The sequence below is a fragment of the Bacillus paranthracis genome (assembly GCF_024296885.1).
GTDB lineage: Bacteria > Bacillota > Bacilli > Bacillales > Bacillaceae_G > Bacillus_A > Bacillus_A paranthracis.
Genome location: NZ_CP101135.1, coordinates 4452808 through 4470035 on the forward strand (window position 1 = coordinate 4452808; position 17228 = coordinate 4470035).

The 17228-nt window shown below is 37.1% G+C and carries 19 protein-coding genes; 6 read left to right on the forward strand and 13 right to left on the reverse strand.

The features are described from left to right. Positions 1-104 precede the first annotated feature (104 nt). Positions 105-383, forward strand: coding sequence for a YtzH-like family protein (locus NLJ82_RS23040; protein ID WP_001122234.1), 279 nt, complete (start codon positions 105-107; stop codon positions 381-383). Between the two features lie 3 nt (positions 384-386). Here NLJ82_RS23040 and NLJ82_RS23045 read toward each other — a convergent pair whose 3' ends face one another. The 4 genes from NLJ82_RS23045 to pepV form a co-directional block, all read right to left on the reverse strand. Next, on the reverse strand, positions 387-1184 hold the full coding sequence (locus NLJ82_RS23045) for a phosphotransferase family protein (protein WP_001055736.1): 798 nt from the start codon (positions 1182-1184) through the stop codon (positions 387-389). 229 nt (positions 1185-1413) lie between these two features. Then, positions 1414-3555 (reverse strand): type I pullulanase, encoded by a 2142-nt coding sequence (gene pulA / locus NLJ82_RS23050; RefSeq protein WP_000921716.1) that lies wholly within the window; start codon positions 3553-3555, stop codon positions 1414-1416. Between the two features lie 138 nt (positions 3556-3693). Next, positions 3694-4239: an RNA 2',3'-cyclic phosphodiesterase gene (thpR, locus tag NLJ82_RS23055; RefSeq protein ID WP_000419004.1), complete on the reverse strand. Its 546-nt coding sequence runs from the start codon at positions 4237-4239 to the stop codon at positions 3694-3696. A 219-nt stretch (positions 4240-4458) separates the two neighbouring features. Beyond that, complete coding sequence (pepV, locus tag NLJ82_RS23060) at positions 4459-5865, reverse strand: dipeptidase PepV (RefSeq protein ID WP_001274282.1); 1407 nt, start codon at positions 5863-5865, stop codon at positions 4459-4461. 357 nt (positions 5866-6222) lie between these two features. Here pepV and NLJ82_RS23065 point away from each other — a divergent pair, with 357 nt between their 5' ends. Continuing rightward, positions 6223-6444 carry a DeoR family transcriptional regulator gene (locus NLJ82_RS23065; protein WP_000805512.1) on the forward strand — a complete coding sequence of 74 codons (222 nt, stop codon included), beginning with the start codon at positions 6223-6225 and terminating at the stop codon, positions 6442-6444. Between the two features lie 81 nt (positions 6445-6525). Here the strand turns inward: NLJ82_RS23065 and NLJ82_RS23070 are convergent, their stop codons facing one another. Both NLJ82_RS23070 and NLJ82_RS23075 read right to left on the reverse strand, forming a co-directional pair. Then, entirely contained in the window at positions 6526-7254 is a 729-nt protein-coding gene (locus tag NLJ82_RS23070; protein WP_001234931.1) for a pseudouridine synthase, read from the reverse strand. A gap of 41 nt (positions 7255-7295) precedes the next feature. Continuing rightward, the gene (locus NLJ82_RS23075; protein WP_001284047.1) at positions 7296-8948 is read right to left on the reverse strand and encodes a putative polysaccharide biosynthesis protein; all 1653 of its coding nucleotides are present in this window, start codon (positions 8946-8948) and stop codon (positions 7296-7298) included. Between the two features lie 401 nt (positions 8949-9349). Here NLJ82_RS23075 and NLJ82_RS23080 point away from each other — a divergent pair, with 401 nt between their 5' ends. Further along, a complete protein-coding gene (locus NLJ82_RS23080; RefSeq protein WP_000558878.1) occupies positions 9350-10621 on the forward strand; it encodes a BaiN/RdsA family NAD(P)/FAD-dependent oxidoreductase in 1272 nt (423 codons plus the stop codon). Between the two features lie 284 nt (positions 10622-10905). After that, the gene (locus NLJ82_RS23085) at positions 10906-12342 is read left to right on the forward strand and encodes an MDR family MFS transporter (RefSeq protein ID WP_001228016.1); all 1437 of its coding nucleotides are present in this window, start codon (positions 10906-10908) and stop codon (positions 12340-12342) included. Between the two features lie 31 nt (positions 12343-12373). On the opposite strand, the gene NLJ82_RS23090 is transcribed toward NLJ82_RS23085, so the two are convergent. Together NLJ82_RS23090 and NLJ82_RS23095 are read right to left on the reverse strand one after the other, a co-directional pair. Beyond that, complete coding sequence (locus NLJ82_RS23090) at positions 12374-12697, reverse strand: ArsR/SmtB family transcription factor (protein ID WP_000098837.1); 324 nt, start codon at positions 12695-12697, stop codon at positions 12374-12376. Then, the gene (locus NLJ82_RS23095) at positions 12698-13129 is read right to left on the reverse strand and encodes an SRPBCC family protein (protein WP_000437670.1); all 432 of its coding nucleotides are present in this window, start codon (positions 13127-13129) and stop codon (positions 12698-12700) included. A gap of 424 nt (positions 13130-13553) precedes the next feature. Here NLJ82_RS23095 and NLJ82_RS23100 point away from each other — a divergent pair, with 424 nt between their 5' ends. After that, complete coding sequence (locus tag NLJ82_RS23100; RefSeq protein WP_000498984.1) at positions 13554-13781, forward strand: DUF3973 domain-containing protein; 228 nt, start codon at positions 13554-13556, stop codon at positions 13779-13781. A 34-nt stretch (positions 13782-13815) separates the two neighbouring features. Here the strand turns inward: NLJ82_RS23100 and NLJ82_RS23105 are convergent, their stop codons facing one another. Further along, on the reverse strand, positions 13816-13998 hold the full coding sequence (locus NLJ82_RS23105) for a sporulation protein Cse60 (RefSeq protein ID WP_000621751.1): 183 nt from the start codon (positions 13996-13998) through the stop codon (positions 13816-13818). A gap of 1 nt (position 13999) precedes the next feature. After that, on the reverse strand, positions 14000-14236 hold the full coding sequence (locus NLJ82_RS23110) for a DUF2553 family protein (protein WP_000533800.1): 237 nt from the start codon (positions 14234-14236) through the stop codon (positions 14000-14002). A 255-nt stretch (positions 14237-14491) separates the two neighbouring features. On the opposite strand from NLJ82_RS23110, the gene NLJ82_RS23115 reads away from it, so the two are divergent. Next, entirely contained in the window at positions 14492-14986 is a 495-nt protein-coding gene (locus tag NLJ82_RS23115) for a CarD family transcriptional regulator (RefSeq protein WP_001998466.1), read from the forward strand. Between the two features lie 72 nt (positions 14987-15058). Here the strand turns inward: NLJ82_RS23115 and NLJ82_RS23120 are convergent, their stop codons facing one another. From NLJ82_RS23120 to NLJ82_RS23130, 3 genes are read right to left on the reverse strand one after another with little or no spacing between them, the layout of a single operon-like run. Next, positions 15059-15844, reverse strand: a complete 786-nt coding sequence (locus NLJ82_RS23120) for a glucose 1-dehydrogenase (RefSeq protein ID WP_000286688.1) — start codon at positions 15842-15844, stop codon at positions 15059-15061. A 13-nt stretch (positions 15845-15857) separates the two neighbouring features. Further along, a complete protein-coding gene (gene glcU, locus NLJ82_RS23125) occupies positions 15858-16715 on the reverse strand; it encodes a glucose uptake protein GlcU (RefSeq protein WP_000350868.1) in 858 nt (285 codons plus the stop codon). Between the two features lie 36 nt (positions 16716-16751). Beyond that, entirely contained in the window at positions 16752-17171 is a 420-nt protein-coding gene (locus tag NLJ82_RS23130; RefSeq protein WP_000717682.1) for a DUF3888 domain-containing protein, read from the reverse strand. Positions 17172-17228 lie beyond the last annotated feature (57 nt).

A 17228-nucleotide genomic window follows, 5' to 3' on the forward strand; every position in this document is an offset into this window, starting at 1 on the left:
CCATTTTGATAAAAACTACATACAGCATTAAACATTCCATGACGAAACAGCTTTTTCTCTTACTTTTCTAAGAAGAGAAAAACAATCGAAAGGATGATCCGTTCATGCCAATTAATCAACAACATCAATTAGAAGTGCTGAAAGATATTTTAGTCAATCACCAAAGTGATTGTTGCGGGACAGTTTCTGAATGCGAGCAATTAGAGCGTCTCATTCAATCGTTACTCGCAAACGATAATATAAGTAGTGACGCTAAAGCAATGCTAAACGATGTATATTCTTATAGTCAATCGGGTAAATCTTCCTCTAATTTGGACAACCACATTTCCAATAATCAAGAACAACTTACTCAGTGGATTGCTGGAATGGACAATTTTTCTTAAGTATTACTCTGAAGCAAGTAGTTGCTGTAAATATTGATGCCAATATTCAGCTTCTGCTTGCTGTTTTTTTGTTGTATGCCATTGAATAGACAAAATCGTTTGTGCTATCACATACCATCTCATACGTTTAAGCAGCGATTCATCCATTTCAATATCATAGTAACCGAGCCACTCACTCCATTCTTGGCGCGGAATGTACCAATATAATAACATACCGAGGTCTAGAGCTGGGTCAGCAATTACAGCTCCATCCCAATCAATTAAAAACAACTCATCTTCATCCGACAATAGCCAATTGTTATGGTTTACATCACAATGGCATACAACGAATTCATTGTATTCAATATCTTTTAATGAATCCATTAAATATTGAAGACCTTGCTGAATTGTTTCCTCATCCCTTATATCTCCTCTTAAAACAAGTTGCAGTTGTTGTAATAACTCTTGTGCGTGAAGCGGCTGCTTCCCAAGTCTCTGAATCATCTGCACAAGTGCTTTAGAGGAGTGTATTTTCTTCAAAAGTTTCGCAACACGTTCTAGTTTCATATCCTCTGGCTCTAACTTCTGTCCCGGAAGCCATTTTTGAGCAGAAATTACATCACCGTTCGTTACCCTTCTTGTCCAAAGTAATTTTGGAACAATTCCTTCTGCTGACAATACCGCTAAAAAGGGCGATGTATTCCGCTTTAAAAATAACTTCTGTTGTCCGTTTTGCGCAATATATGCATCGCCCGTTACTCCACCAGCCGGTACAAGACTCCACTCTTTTCCTAATAATTGTTCCAACCATTCCATATTCATTACCCGTTAACAAATCCTTATCTTTTATAGTTATGAAAAGAAAAACCGCAACATTTCTACACATGTTGTGGATTCATATATATTTTACTGTAAATGAAAAGAAAACTTGGCATAAGCCAAAAATTCTCTATTTTATTTTACAAAACCAGCCATAGAATGACAACTTATCAAAATCGTCACCTTTGTCAATTCTACATTTATTACATTCTCATCGTCAAGTAGCGATTTGTCACATTATCGTCAATATATACGTGCTAATCGGAGCGAGCCTAAGTTCCTTTCCTCTAAATGAAGAAATTGGCTCTATTTTCGCTTGCTTTTCGTTTACTAACACATGCCACGTTTCTTCTTTCGGCAGTTGCACCGTTTTCGCTTCTAAACTGCTATTAAATAAAACGACAATTTCTTTCCACGGTCCAAACGACTCTACATTTTCTAAATGATATGCAAGTACTTCTGGAGATGTTTGCAAAAAAGTCATATACTTTTTTATTAGGTCTGCATTTTGTAACCGGAATGCTCCGTGCTCTTTACGAATCGCAATTAAACCTTTTATATAGTTAACGGTCTCTATTTCTTTCTCTTTTCGATCCCAATCTAATTGATTAATTTCATCATTTGCATTATAACTATTTTCATTTCCTTGCTTCGTACGATAAAACTCTTGCCCAGCATGTAAGAAAGGGATGCCTTGCGACAGAATCACCATTGCAGTTGCTAGCACGTGACGTTTTTTCAAAATCTCTTCCGACTCTTCATTACTGCGCATTAGTTTATCCCACATCGTCATATTGTCATGACATTCTACATAATTAATGCTTTGCACAGGCTCTAGAAACAAACCTGTTTCTTTCATACTCAAAAGGCTTCCTGATGCAATATACTGCAAATGATTACAGTCTACATACCCACCAAATGCAAAACCACGTTTATTTATATGAAAGGTACTCCCTTTTATCCCATCACGAAATTGATCATTAAATTGCGCAATATGCGGCATTTTCTTTGCGTTATTTAACGTTGCTTTTTCCTCTAGAGGAAGTGGTGTTTGTAAATCCCAGCCTTCTCCTAATAGCAGTGCATCTCGCTTTATGTTTCGCACTTCTTTTTCTATTATATTTATTGTATCAACATCTAAAATTCCCATTAAGTCGAACCGAAATCCATCAACATTGTACTCTGTAAGCCAATATAAAATAGACTCTACAATGAATTTCCTCATCATTTTCCGTTCAGATGCTATATCATTTCCGACTCCCGTCCCATTAGAAGGCATACCATTTTCACCATGACGAAAATAATATCCTGGAACAAGCTTTTCAAATGACGATAGCTCTCTTTCATACACATGATTATATACAACATCTATAATCACCCTAATGCCGTGCTCATGAAATGTTTCAATCAGCTGTTTACACTCTACGATCCTGTTATACGGGTCAGAAGGATTTGTAGCATAAAATCCCGTTGGTGCGTTGTAATATAATGGATTGTAACCCCAATTATACGCAGAGGAAGGGTTTGCCTCATCTACACCACCGAAACAATATAAAGGTAATAGTTCAACATGTGTAACACCTAAATCTTTTATATGAGACAAACCTGTTAACGTCCCATTTTGTCCTGTTGTTCCTTCTTCCATTAGCCCTTTATATGTTCCTTTTTTACTCACTCCACTATTCGGATGAATAGTAGCATCACGAATATGCAGTTCATACAATATGGCATCTGTCATTGCTTGTAAAGGTGGTAATTGCCCTCGCTTTGTTACATTCGTCTTTTCCAAATCAATAACAACGCCGTACTTCCCATTTACAGTCACTGATTTTGCATAAGGATCCACAGCTTCGTTCCATATTAAATTTATACAAACAAGAAATGTATACTTTTCTCCGGCTAAATCGCCTTGTAATGTATGAGCCCATACCCCATTTTCTTCTCTGTGCATTTCGTGATCGGTATATTCTTTATCACTTTTATAAATTCTTACTTTCGCAAGCCTCGCAGTTGGAGCCCATACTTTAAATGTAGTTGCTTCCTTTTGGTGTACTGCCCCTAAATCTGTACCTTCGTAATAATACTTTTCATCGAAAATCGCTGTTCTTATGACAGCACCTATTTGTAAATCTGTTTCTTCATTCCGTTCATCTCGTACTGTATAATACTTCCCCACATCTAGCGGCTCTTCTATAAAGCACTCATACTTCGTTGCATCCGGAAGCGCAATTGTATGAGCAATCGGTAAATCTTTCACGTTACTTCCTTCTTGCAAACGAAATGTCCGACTTGTTCCATACGCATGTGGGAGCAAAATTGTAATTTTATTCATTTCATCTAAATAGGCATCAAATGGACGTTTTACTTTCAACATAAAAAAATCACCATCATTCTTAAAGTTAAAATGAAACGAGCTGCAAATGATAAGGCTTTTCTTATCAGCGAAGCCCTATACAGTAACACATTATTCTTTATAGTATATTCACCTGTATAAAAAACGTTTTCATACATTCTATTTTTGTAATTTTATTTCAGCAATTGCTTTATATTTCGGTGTCTCCTTTACGTGAGATTCGTATAAAGTAATCGTATCCGCTTGAAATGATATTTCAGGCACTTCCTTTATATGTTCTAAATCAAACTTTTCTTCTCCTACCCATTTACGCGCAACAGTAATATGCGGATGATATGGGCGCGTTTCTAAAGAAAATCCATTCTCTTCACACATAACGTGTACTCGCTTTTGCAATTGAAACAAATCTTGATTTTCGCTTACCTTTGCCCAAAAAATACGCGGCCTGTCTTCCATACCAAACGTTGAAAATCCTTGTAATGTGAACGATAGTTCTTTCATTTGTATAAGTGTTTGTAATCCATTCTTTATTCCTTCTAATTGTTCCTCTGTCGCACTACCTAAAAACGAAAGGGTAACATGATAGTCTTCTTTATGTACCCATGAACGAAATGGTAATTCCTCTTGCATTTCCTCTTTATAGTTAGACAGCACTTCTTTTATATGATTTGGTAACGTAATCGCGACAAAATAATGCAGTTCCATGTACATCTTCTCCTTCTTTCTATTGTTGCTTTTCTTTCTTATCTCATTCCATTAAAAAGAATCCAACTTCCCTACAAGTCTAACCAAGTTCAGGTCGCGTTAATAGATGAAATGATATCGACATTTCGACAAGGAACATCTGCTTACCAACAAACGACACGTAATAGAAAACCGTCCCAAAGAATGTATCGGGACGGTCTTTTATTATTTATATATCCATTACTTCGCTAATTCATAAATTGCTTGCGCGTAAATTGCTGTTGCTTTTAATAAGTCTTCAATTTCAATATACTCATCTTTTTGATGCGCAAGTTCTTCTTTTCCAGGGAACAATGGGCCAAATGCAACACCAGCTTTTAACGAACGAGCGTAAGTACCACCGCCAATTGCTAATAGTTCTGCTTTTTCACCTGTTTGTTCTTCATATACGCGCTGCAACGTACGAATTAATACGTGGTCTTTATCAACGTGATGCGGACGAGAGTTTGAATAATCAGCTACTTCAAATCCATGATTACCCACATATTCTTTTAACTTTGCAATCATTTCTTCAAAGTTAGTCGTAACTGGGTAACGTACGTTTAATCCTAAACTGCCACCATTTTCTTTCGTATAAGAAAGACGACCAACATTCACTGTTAATGGACCACTAATATCGTCTTTATAAGAAATACCAGCTTTCTCTCCTAAAGTATCTCCTGTAAATGTTTCTGTTGCAAACGATACAAACGATTCCCCTTTTCCATCAAGAGCAACTTTCGTTAAGAAGTTTGCCAGTAATAAACCTGCATTTTCTCCTTTTTCAGGAGTAGATCCGTGAGCTGAAACCCCTTTAATTTGCAACGTTACTGTATTACCTTCTACAATTGCTTCACCTATTTTTTTAGCAGTTTGTAAATACTCTTCATATGCTACTGTAAGTGCACTTACATCCTCTCCTGTAACAACCGCTTCTGCAAAATCAGGAACCATATTTAAACGGCGACCTGACTCAAATGAAACAAGTTCATATGTACCTTTCTTCTCTTCACTACCATTTTGCACAACTTGTATATCAGAAATTCCTTTTTCTGCATTAATAATTGGAAAGTCCGCGTCTGGCGCAAAACCGATTGTTGGCATTTCTTCATTTTTAAAGTAGTGATCTACACATTTCCAATTGCTTTCCTCATCTGTTCCTAAAATCATACGAACACGTTTTGAAAGAGGTAAACCTAATTCTTTCACAATTTTCATCGCATAGTAAGCTGCCATCGTTGGGCCTTTATCGTCAATTGCACCACGTGCAAAAATCTTCCCATCACGAATATCTGCACTATATGCAGGAGTCGTCCAGCCATCTCCTTCTGGTACAACATCAACGTGACAAAGAATACCTACTAATTCTTCTCCTTGTCCCATTTCAAGATGACCTGCATACCCTTCTAAATTTTTAGAAGTAAAGCCTTCCGTTTCTCCTTTATGTAACATGAAAGATAAAGCTTTTTCTACACCTTCACCGAATGGTGCGCCCTCTTTCGCCGATTCTTCTTCCCATACACTTTTAATTTGTAAAAATTGTTGTGTATCACGAATTAAATTATCTTTTCGTTTTGCAACTTCTTCTGTCCAATTAATTGCTGACATCACGCATCCATCCTTCACTATATTGTTTCTTTCATCATAACAAACCAAAATCTCTTATGCCATACACGAAAACCAAATACCGAACAATTGTAATATTTCAGATATTTCTTATTAGTTTTTCTTTTATTTTTTCAAAAAAATTTGCAGGAATTTGGCGTTTTACGTAGAATTTTATGTGTTAGTTGACTGACCATATATACAATGTCAACTACCAATATTTTTCTATATAAATATTTGTTAAATTTCTGTAAAATTTAAGTAGATTAAAGCATGAATTTTATCATGTAGAGTACAATGGTAGTAACGACCTTCTTTCCTGAATGGGGTCAAAAAAACTAGTAGAGGAGTGGTTTTCTCTTGAAACCTACAACTACTCGTATGCTAACACGCATTAAATCAATTTATATGTACATCAATGAAAACGGAACGGTAACGACGAAAGACCTTGTAGATGAGTTCGGGATCACACCACGAACGATACAACGTGATCTAAATGTGTTGCAGTTTAATGAACTCGTGTATAGCCCTTGCCGCGGTAAGTGGACAACAACAGGAAAGAAAGTGAGAATGACCTCATAACGAAAAATAATTGTATGTAAATAAATACATACCCCTTTCTAACTCATTAGAAAGGGGTCTTTTCTGCGCCTAAAAATAGCACTATTTCTCAGTATCTACTTGATATGTTTTTAACATCTCTACTTCTTCATCTGTTAGCTCTCGGTATTGTCCAAGTTCTAGCTCTTCATCTAACACTAACGGTCCCATCTCTGTTCTCTTTAAGTAGACTACTTTTTTCCCTACCGCTTCAAACATACGCTTCACTTGATGGAACTTTCCTTCTGTAATGACAAGCTCGATTTCAGAAATATCATCGCTTTTTAATATTGTAAGTGCACCTGGCTTTGTTTCATAGCCATCATCTAAAATAACACCTTTAGCAAACTCTTTTACATCCTCTTCCGTTACTACTCCTGCAACGTGTGCATAATATTTTTTCGGCACATGCTTTTTCGGAGATAACAATTGATGTGATAACTTCCCGTCATTTGTTATTAATAAGAAACCTTCTGTATCAATATCAAGTCTTCCCACTGGGAACGGATTAAAAATCGCATCTTCTAACTCTAATAAATCTATTACTGTTTCATGATTATCATCTTCTGTAGCTGAAATAACGCCTTGTGGTTTATGCATCATTAAGTAGACAAACTCTTTATATTCCACGACTTCACCGTGAATCATAACTTCTTGTTCTTCTACATTTACATGAACCTTTGCATCTTTCACCGGTATTCCATCAATTTTCACAACGCCGTCTTTCAATAATTTCTTTACTTCTTTTCTACTTCCATATCCCATATTTGCTAATAATTTATCTAATCTCACGTTTTTCACCTTCTTTATTTATCATAGAAAAGGGGACGTAATTACGCCCCTTTTGATTTCAACTTTATTTTAAATCTATTGCCAAGTTTACGCTGGATTTTCTCTAACGCTTCTCCGCCGAATACTCTTTCAAGTACTCCTGTGCGAATTGCTAACAATCCGTAAACGAGACCGCCAAGACCTGCACAAATCGCAACTGTAATAAGAGCGCCAACTCGGCCATCCGGCGAAATCATGAAGGATAGAATCCATTGTGATAGTTTTACGACCACAACCATTACAAATGTTAATACTGCAATTTGGAACGTTCTCTTATATACAACACCGAATGAATAGTGTGCGTATTTTTTAATTTGTTGATTTGTGTACCAAACAGAAGCTAAGAAACCAACAGCTGTTGCTAGAATCGCCCCTACTGTACCGAAATAACGAATAAAGATTACGTTACATACAAATTTCAAAATAACACCCATTATAAGTGCGATAATCGCATGCTTTTGTTGGTTAATACCTTGCAGAATTGCCGCTGTTACTGTAAATAAAGCAAATAACAACGCAACCGGTGCATACCACATTAATACTTGTCCACCTAATGGATCTGAATCGTAAAATGCAGTATAAATCGGATAGGCAAGTGATGAAATACCGACAACTGCTGGCAATGTTAAGAACATATTTGCCTGGAATGTTTGTGTAATTTGTAACTTTAAATAACGGTATTGCTTTTCAGTAAATGATTTTGTAATCGCTGGTACGAGCGTTAAACTAAACGCTGTCGCAAGTGATACAGGAATCATAATTAATTTATGCGTCCACATTGTGAAAATACCGAGCGCTCGCTCTGCAATATCACCTTGGCCAATCGCTTGCATAATTGAGTTAAATGTCAATGTATCAATTTGTTGATATAAAGGAATTGTTAACCCAATTACAACGTAAGGAATCGCATATGCAAATAATTCTTTAAATAATTGAACAGTACTCACTGTCGATTCTGGTACAGTTTGTTCAATTAAATATTGATCCAAATGTTTTTTACGTTTTAGCCAGTACCAAATGAGTACACCGAGCGCTCCAACTGCTGAAACGAATGCAGCAAATGTCGCTACCCCAACTGCTGTTGCAACTGTACCACCAAGTACTTTAATAACGATAAAACTACCCGCTAATAAAAAGACGATACGAATAATTTGTTCAATAATTTGCGAAACAGTAGTTGGTCCCATCGATTGGTGACCTTGGAAATAACCACGAATTAAACTCGCTGCCGGCACAACAATAAGCGCAAAACTTACAAGACGAATAATCGTCGTAACTTCTCCTATATTACTGTGTACACTTTGTTTACCAAGCATTGCTTCTGCAAACAACGGCGCCGTCATGTACAGTACTAGGAATGAAAGAACTCCTGTTACTATCATCATAACCATTCCCGAGCGGAACATTCTCCGGCTCGTTTTATAATCGCCAAGCGCATTATATTTGGAAACGAATTTTGAAACAGCAAGCGGCACCCCTGCCGTTGCAATACTTAAAAAAATCGTATATGGAATGTATCCATATGTATAGAGCGTTCCGCCTTCTGTCCCTACTAATGCATGAAACGGAAAGACGTAAATCATGCCTAAGAACTTCACTAAAAATGTCCCTAACGTAACGATGAGCGTTCCGCGCAGAAATTTCGAATCGGACATACAAAAATCCTCCTACATCTACATAAAGTGAAACTTTAATCAGTGGGGTGTTCTTCCCCACTGATTATTAGCCCCCACCAACCGGGCATTTAGGGGCAGTTAATCTCCCACCTACTTCTTTGACCTAAGCAAACTTTAAGGTGGGAGTCTTACTGCCCGTTAATGCGGGGTAAAGTGAAACTATAATAAATTGAACTATTCGAGCATTCGAGAACTATTAGACTTCCCCTAACTCATAAGGTTTTAGTCCTATGGCCCACAAATAGCAGGATAGTGCTGAACTCTAACTTTTGTATTGTACCACAATTCTCTCCTTAAGCAGTACTTCACTCTATTTTTCTTTTAAGGGAAAACATGCTATTCTTTTAGGCAGGAAATGTAGAAAATGAGGTCGATATATTATGCATTATGATGTTATTGTCATCGGCGGCGGGCCTTCTGGGCTAATGGCTGCAATCGGTGCTGCAGAAGAAGGCGCAAGCGTCTTACTTCTTGATAAAGGAAATAAACTAGGGCGTAAACTTGCGATTTCTGGTGGCGGCCGCTGTAACGTAACGAACCGTCTACCACTTGATGAGATCGTTAAACATATACCAGGAAATGGCCGCTTCTTATACAGCGCTTTTTCTATTTTTAATAATGAAGATATTATTACATTCTTCGAAAATCTCGGTGTAAAACTGAAAGAAGAGGATCATGGCCGCATGTTCCCTGTTTCAAATAAAGCCCAATCGGTAGTAGACGCACTTTTAACACGATTAAAAGATTTAGGTGTAAAGATCCGCACGAATACACCTGTTGAAACGATTGAATATGAAAATGGTCAAACGAAAGCAGTCGTACTAAAGACTGGCGAAGTGCTAGAAACAAATCACGTCGTTATCGCTGTTGGCGGAAAATCTGTTCCTCAAACTGGTTCTACTGGAGACGGATATGCTTGGGCAGAAAAAGCTGGTCATACAATTACAGAATTATTCCCAACAGAAGTACCAATCCTTTCAAACGAACCATTTATTCGAGACCGTTCACTACAAGGCCTCGCTTTACGAGATGTAAACTTAAGCGTATTAAACCCGAAAGGAAAAGCTATCATTTCTCACAAAATGGACATGCTCTTCACTCATTTCGGCCTATCTGGTCCTGCTGCCCTTCGCTGTAGTCAATTCGTTGTAAAAGCACTGAAAAAGTTCAAAACGAATACAGTGCAAATGAGCATCGATGCATTGCCAGAAGAAAATAGTGAACAACTATTCCAGCGCATGCTGAAACAAATGAAGGAAGATCCGAAAAAAGGAATTAAAAACGTGTTAAAAGGTTATGTTCCTGAACGTTACTTCCTATTCTTATTAGAAAAAAATGAAATTGATGGCAGCGAGCAAGCTGGACAAGTTTCTCACGAGAAGATTCGTGCACTTGTGAAAGACTTTAAAGAATTTACTGTAAATGTAAATGGTACGCAGTCAATTGAAAAAGCATTCGTTACTGGCGGCGGTGTATCCGTTAAAGAAATTAACCCGAAAGAAATGTCTTCTAAATTTACAAATGGCTTATATTTCTGCGGGGAAGTTCTTGATATTCACGGTTACACTGGTGGCTATAACATTACATCTGCTCTCGTTACTGGTAGAATTGCCGGAACGACAGCTGGAGAAAACGCGAAAATGCAATATTAAACTGAGAAACAGGGATTCCTGTTTCTTTTTTTATAGGTACATGAAATTATATCGGCGATTCTGTAAATATATCAGCGATTCTGCTACTTATATCGGCGATTTTCCAAATATATCAGCGATTCTGCTACTTATATCGGCGATTTTTCAAATATATCGACTTACCGACAAAAAACGACAAATATCCCCTCCCCTTAACTTTCCATTGCTTTTTTGTTGCTTTATTTACCTTAGTACCTTTATATTTTATATTGTTGAATATTTGAAAAAGGGTAAGGGGAAAACATATGAGAAAAAAAGTCATGATGTCTTTAATGCTAATGACGTTTCTTTCTGCGGTAGAAGGAACGATTGTTAGTACAGCAATCCCTCGTATAACGAGTGATTTGTCCGGCGTTGAACTTGTTAGCTGGGTATATGCAATTTACATGCTTGCCACAGCGGTTTCAACTCCAATATACGGAAAGCTCGCTGATTTATTCGGCCGTAAAAAAGTTTTACTCATTGGAGCTACAATCTTTTTAGTCGGTTCTGCACTTTGCGGCGTCGTTACATCGATGGAACAATTGATCTTCTTCCGCGCACTTCAAGGTATCGGTGCTGGTGCTGTTATGCCGATCACAATGACGATTATTGGAGACTTATATAGCGAAGCGAAAGACCGCGCGAAAGCACAAGGCTGGATGAGTGCCGTTTGGGGTGTATCCGGTGTTATCGGACCGTTAGTAGGTGGGTTTTTAGTTGATTCTCTTTCTTGGCGTTATATTTTCTTCTTAAACGTTCCATTTGGAATTATCGCTTGCTTAATGATTGCCATTTACTACAAAGAATCTATTAAACCTGCTAAACACCATATCGACTATCTTGGTGCAACAGTCTTCTCATTAAGTACGATTGCTCTACTATACGCGTTATTAACAGGTAGCAGTAAGCAAAACTGGGGAGACATAACAATTATCGGCCTATTAATCTTCGCCGTCGTTTCATTCATTATTTTCTTATTCATCGAGAAAAAATCTCCGGAACCATTAATTCCGCTAACACTTTTCTCTAACCGTACACTATCTACGATAAATATATTAACGCTTATTGCTGGTGCAATGATTATTAGTATTACGATGTATCTTCCAATTTGGAGCCAAGGTGTACTAGGAAAAAATGCGACTGAAGCTGGACTTATTTTAATGCCAATCCCTGTTATGTGGACATTTGGCGCTATTTTCTCTGGTAACTTAGTAGGAAAATTAAAAACGAAACAAATCATTTTACTTGGAGCTAGCATTTTATCAGTGGCTACGTTCTTATTATTTACATTATCAACACATTCACCATCATTCCTTATTTATGTAGCAGTCGGATTATTCGGCTTAGGTATGGGGCTTGTGACACCGATTTACATGGTAACAATTCAAGCAGCCGTACCAGCTCATACACGCGGAACAGCCGTTGGTTTAAACACATTTATTAATACATTTAGTCAAACATTAGGTGCTGCAATATTCGGTACAATTTTCAATACGATGATTCACGCACGTGGTATTAAAAACCTTGATCTTGTATCTGGCGGACATGGAGGTACTACAACAAACGTAGTAACTGAATCGCAATCCGCATTAGCATCAAGTGTACACGTCATTTATATGAGTACTTTTGTATTGGCAGTATGTACATTAATTATCGCTTGGCTTTTATTAAAGCCCGCTACACAAACGAGTGAGCAATAAGAAAGAGGATGACCAAAATGGTCATCCTCTTTTACTCTTCATTCTCCACAATATGTTTCAGCATGGACAATTTATTATCCCAAAAACGTTCATAATACGAGAGCCACTGTTGTAACTCCTCTAATGGTTCTGGATGCAAGCGATATATCTTCTCTCTTCCGCTTTTTCTTCCGCTTACTAAATTTGCTTCTGAAAGAATATGAAGGTGTTTTACAACCGCAGTACGACTCATCGGAAAATGATCCGTTATTTTGGAAATCGGTAACTCTTTATCACTTAATAACCGTATTACTTCTCGGCGGGTTGGGTCAGCAATTGCTTGAAATACATCATATTTCGCTGCCGATGAGGACACTTAGCCTTCGACAACCTTTTTCAGTTTTTCATTTACAATCGCTACCCAGCCTCCGCTCATTCTGTCGCGAATAATAGAACTCTTCGCATTCGCTTTCGGAAGAATTTCATCAGGATGTTTCCAGCCACCGTGAATTAACGTAAATTCTGTTTTATTATCTCCTAGGTCTTTCAGATGAAATGAAACAACCCAGCCATCTGTATCCCATGAGAAAGATAGGTAATTTGGCTCATCGATTTCTAACACTTTACATGGGGATGGTCCAAATGGTGATTGCACATGAAATTCATGTCCTACCTCTAATACGAAATCATTTGGCATAAACCATGAGGCAATCCCTTCTGCAGTTGATACTACATTCCACACCTTTTGAATAGACGCATTAAAAACGATTGTTTGTTTAATATCAGTTAATGTATGTTGTTGTTCCATTTCCATTCTCCTTTATTCGGCAATCAAATATAACACCTTTTGGTTATACGTCGATAATATAACACCTTTTAGTTTCATGTCAACGCTAACTCTTTTTTACTGTTGAGAAATTCTCAACATTTTTTCAACAGGACAAACACCCTCCGAGCATTTCCTCATAATATACTCACAAAGGCAACAAAAAATAAAAACTTCTCTCAACATGAAACTCCATCATTCATCTTGAAAGAAGCGCCTTACGTATATCATGCGTATTTCGTCTCTCCTCCTTCCCTCAGGGACATTACGCGAGATATAAAAAATCAGAAGGAATATGCCCACCATTTGAGTAGGTAGTTATTTCTCTTCTCCTCAACATTTCCTTAGGAGCGAAATGACTACCGACTCACTTTTTTCAAACAAAAATAAAAAGGGGTTGAACGCTATGTTCTATTGCATTAACTGCTCTGATATTCACCATGAAAAACATCCGAATGATAAAGTATTCAAAAACGGTTTTTATATTGATCCATTTTTAGGTGATCGTTATCACCTTGGTATGTGTAAAGATGCCCAAAATCATGAGACAGGGGAGCCTCTTTTAACGACAAAGAAATTAGGCGCAACCCAATCTATTATGAACGTATTACCGACACATGTTGTCCCAACATAAAGCATAAAAAAGAGCTGGCTCATCCAGCTCTTTTTTATGCTTTATAAACGATCATTGCTGAAAAACAATAAATTTGGTTTTCGTCATCGTTAATAGAAACACCGACTTGGTACTTAATGTCTACAAAGTTACTATCATCAATCTTTTTCAAAAAAACATTTACAGCGTCTTCTAAGTCTTTTTCGTGACTTTCATCAAACACTTTTACACGAATCATGTTAACACCATCCTAGATCGCAGCCCTCCGCCGCTTGATTATTGCCACGGTGCGTATCTATGATGCGATAAAACTTTCCGTCTTCATATATATATCCGTCTTCTAACACATATTGTTTACCTTCAGTATAGACATAAAACTTACCTATCATAAATTTACTCGTATACAATTCCAAATAATCTGGTCTAAATTTAGCTACCACTTTATTTGTAATATCAATTTTTATTGTGCGCCCCACCTTCTCTCCCTCCTTTGCAAAGAACGGATTTAGGTATATTGTATTAGCGATTTTACATTTTATGCTTAAAAATAAGTGGATATGCCTCCTTTCTCCACCTGTACTATTTTTCTAAAAAAATCATCCATAAATAAAAGCAAAAAAAATATATATAAAAAGAGCTTTTACTTATTGACTCAAATATAATTATTATGGTATTATATAAAATTTGACATTTACATTCACTTATGCTATCATTAAAGATGGTTACCACATATGGAGGTGGATGATTTGTTTCAAATTGGTGATAAAATCGTTTATCCAATGAACGGCGCAGGAGTCATCGAAGCCATTGAAGAGAAAGAAATATTAGGAACAATACGTCAATATTGTGTAATACGTATCATTAGTAAGGATATGCAAGTAATGCTTCCGATGGATCAATTACAAAAATCAGGTATTCGTTATATCGTAGATAAAGGTACGTTAGATGATATACTTCTTGAATTTCAAAACGGGGAATCAGATACATCACTTTCCTGGAAACAAAGATATACAATGAATATGGAAAAAATGAAAAACGGCAATCTGCAAGATAGTGCAGAAGTTGTTCGGGATTTACTTCGCCGCAATAAAGAGAGAGCTTTAAATGCGAGCGAAAAACAAATGCTAGATAACGCCCGAAAAATGATGATTAGTGAAGTTGCACTCGTGCAAAATGTTTCTGAACATCAAGCAACAGAATATCTTCAAGATACAATTAATCACTAAATTTAAAATAGCTGGCCGCTATTTTTTTTTGTAAAAAAAGGACAAAGAGTTTTATCTCTTCGTCCTTTTCTATTACCCACGCCCAGCTTGAAACGATGGATATAACGTCATTCCACCATCTGCAAATAGCGTAATGCCCGTTACATAACTCGCCTCTGAAGAAGCGAGCCAAGTTGCTACTGCTGCAATTTCTTCTGGTTTTCCGATGTAGCCCATCGGTATCATACTTTCTACGTCAGCACGTTTTTTAGGATCAGCAAACTTCTCTGCATTGATCGGCGTATTAATTGCACCTGGCCCTATATTATTTACTCGAATACCTTTTGGTGCATATTCTAACGCTAACGTTTCTGTCATCAGTTTAATACCACCCTTACTTGCTGCATAGTGCACAAATAAGGGCCACGGAATTTTCTCATGAACACTCGACATATTAATGACAGATCCTTTAATATCATGTTCTACAAAATATTTAATCGCTTCACGGCTTCCTAAAAAAGCACCTGTTAAATTTGTGTTAATTACCCTATTCCAATCTTCAAGCGGCATTTCATGCGATGGTACCGCATTTTCTATCCCTGCATTATTAATCATAACGTCAAGCGTACCAAACTCTTTCACAGCAGATTGAATGAGATTCGCCACATCTGATTCGACCGTCACATCACCTTTTACAGCAATCGCTTCTCCGCCTACCTTTTTAATTTCTTCTAACACATCATTCGCTTCTGATTCTCGTGAGCGATAATTAATCACTACCTTTGCTTTCTCCTCAGCAAACCTTACCCCCATTGCTCTTCCAAGACCACTTGCTGATCCTGTAATAACGACAACCTTTCCTTCTAAATCACTATACATTTCCATACCTCCTTTAACTTTTTGCTATACCTAACATAATTCCGGCTGCAATAATAAAAATGATACCGACAACAATCCCTGTTAATTGGCGTTTCGTTTTTCTTTCACCTAATATAAGAATCCCGCCAAGCGTCGAAATAATAATTCCCATTTGCGATAGCGAGAAACTTGTTGCCACTCCAACACGCGGCTGTGAAATGAATAAAAACATATTTCCAGCTGCCCAAATTAATCCTGGAATAATATTTCGTATTGCATATTTATTAAATGGATGATGTTTAAAAGTAAGCAAAATCCCCCCTAACACCATACCAACTGCTTGTGGCAACAAAGCTGACCAACCATCTACTTTAAATAGTCTAATCACTACTACATAAACTAAATAGCCGACTGTTGAAATCAATAAAATGATAATGCCTTTTTTAAAATTCCCCGCTTGCTCTGCATTCTTTTCTTCTTCACTTTGAAGAGATGTTAAAATAACACCAATAATAATACAAACGAGAGCTAATACACCAAGGACGACTGATATTGTTGTGGACCACTCATGAAATACGATGACTCCAAATAAAGTTGTCGCAACTAATTGAAGTCCTGTTGAAATGGGCATCGTCCTTGAAACGCCCATTAAATCAATACTTTTTAATTGATTCGCCTGACCAAGCGCCCAAAATAAACCTGACACAATACCAACTCCGATAACAGTAGGAGTCAATACTGGTTTCATAAAAATATAAACAACAATCGAGAAAATAAGCGCGCCAAGCGTTGTTCCGAGCGTTTGACTATACGGTCCCCCGCCCAGTTTTACGTTAAATAGCACAATACTTCCCCAAAATATAGCTGGTAAAATCGCTAAAAATATATCCATCGCTCATTACCTTTCTTTACTAAATGTCATAGGTTATCATTCTGAATCAGTAGAGTGAGCTTTTATTTTTTCTTTTTCTCTTTCACAAATCTTTTCTGCAATAGCACCAGAAACATTCTTTTCTCGCTCCACTTTCTTTATCCTTACGTGATCTAAATAATCTTCCAAAGTAAGCGTAACTTTATCATTCGGCGGGTTATGTGCTCCTTGAAATGTAAGAAATTGTAGCGTCACTTCATATCTAGGAACGAACTCACCATTCTTGCCGAGACGCTTTATATTGATAACTGAAGCACATTCATATTGATCTTCTGTCACTTGTCTAATAACTGAATAGTACCTATTCGATAATGCACTCTCTAAAAGCTGTTCTCTTGATTCTTTCGCGAAAGAATCACTTGGAGAAGAGAAAAAGGCCGCACATAGCATTGTCATAACTACACATATTTTTTTCATAATTCCCTCCTTGTTCTATAGATTAGTGTTCTCAAAACTGCCATAAAAAAACGACTT

Coding starts and splice junctions, on each gene's coding strand:
- NLJ82_RS23040 (WP_001122234.1), top strand. CDS start 105: ATGCCAATTAATCAACAACATCAATTAGAAGTGCTGAAAGATATTTTA.
- NLJ82_RS23045 (WP_001055736.1), bottom strand. CDS start 1,184: ATGAATATGGAATGGTTGGAACAATTATTAGGAAAAGAGTGGAGTCTT.
- pulA (WP_000921716.1), bottom strand. CDS start 3,555: ATGTTGAAAGTAAAACGTCCATTTGATGCCTATTTAGATGAAATGAAT.
- thpR (WP_000419004.1), bottom strand. CDS start 4,239: ATGGAACTGCATTATTTTGTCGCGATTACGTTACCAAATCATATAAAA.
- pepV (WP_001274282.1), bottom strand. CDS start 5,865: ATGTCAGCAATTAATTGGACAGAAGAAGTTGCAAAACGAAAAGATAAT.
- NLJ82_RS23075 (WP_001284047.1), bottom strand. CDS start 8,948: ATGTCCGATTCGAAATTTCTGCGCGGAACGCTCATCGTTACGTTAGGG.
- NLJ82_RS23080 (WP_000558878.1), top strand. CDS start 9,350: ATGCATTATGATGTTATTGTCATCGGCGGCGGGCCTTCTGGGCTAATG.
- NLJ82_RS23085 (WP_001228016.1), top strand. CDS start 10,906: ATGAGAAAAAAAGTCATGATGTCTTTAATGCTAATGACGTTTCTTTCT.
- NLJ82_RS23095 (WP_000437670.1), bottom strand. CDS start 13,129: ATGGAACAACAACATACATTAACTGATATTAAACAAACAATCGTTTTT.
- NLJ82_RS23100 (WP_000498984.1), top strand. CDS start 13,554: ATGTTCTATTGCATTAACTGCTCTGATATTCACCATGAAAAACATCCG.
- NLJ82_RS23105 (WP_000621751.1), bottom strand. CDS start 13,998: ATGATTCGTGTAAAAGTGTTTGATGAAAGTCACGAAAAAGACTTAGAA.
- NLJ82_RS23115 (WP_001998466.1), top strand. CDS start 14,492: ATGGAGGTGGATGATTTGTTTCAAATTGGTGATAAAATCGTTTATCCA.
- NLJ82_RS23120 (WP_000286688.1), bottom strand. CDS start 15,844: ATGTATAGTGATTTAGAAGGAAAGGTTGTCGTTATTACAGGATCAGCA.
- glcU (WP_000350868.1), bottom strand. CDS start 16,715: ATGGATATATTTTTAGCGATTTTACCAGCTATATTTTGGGGAAGTATT.
- NLJ82_RS23130 (WP_000717682.1), bottom strand. CDS start 17,171: ATGAAAAAAATATGTGTAGTTATGACAATGCTATGTGCGGCCTTTTTC.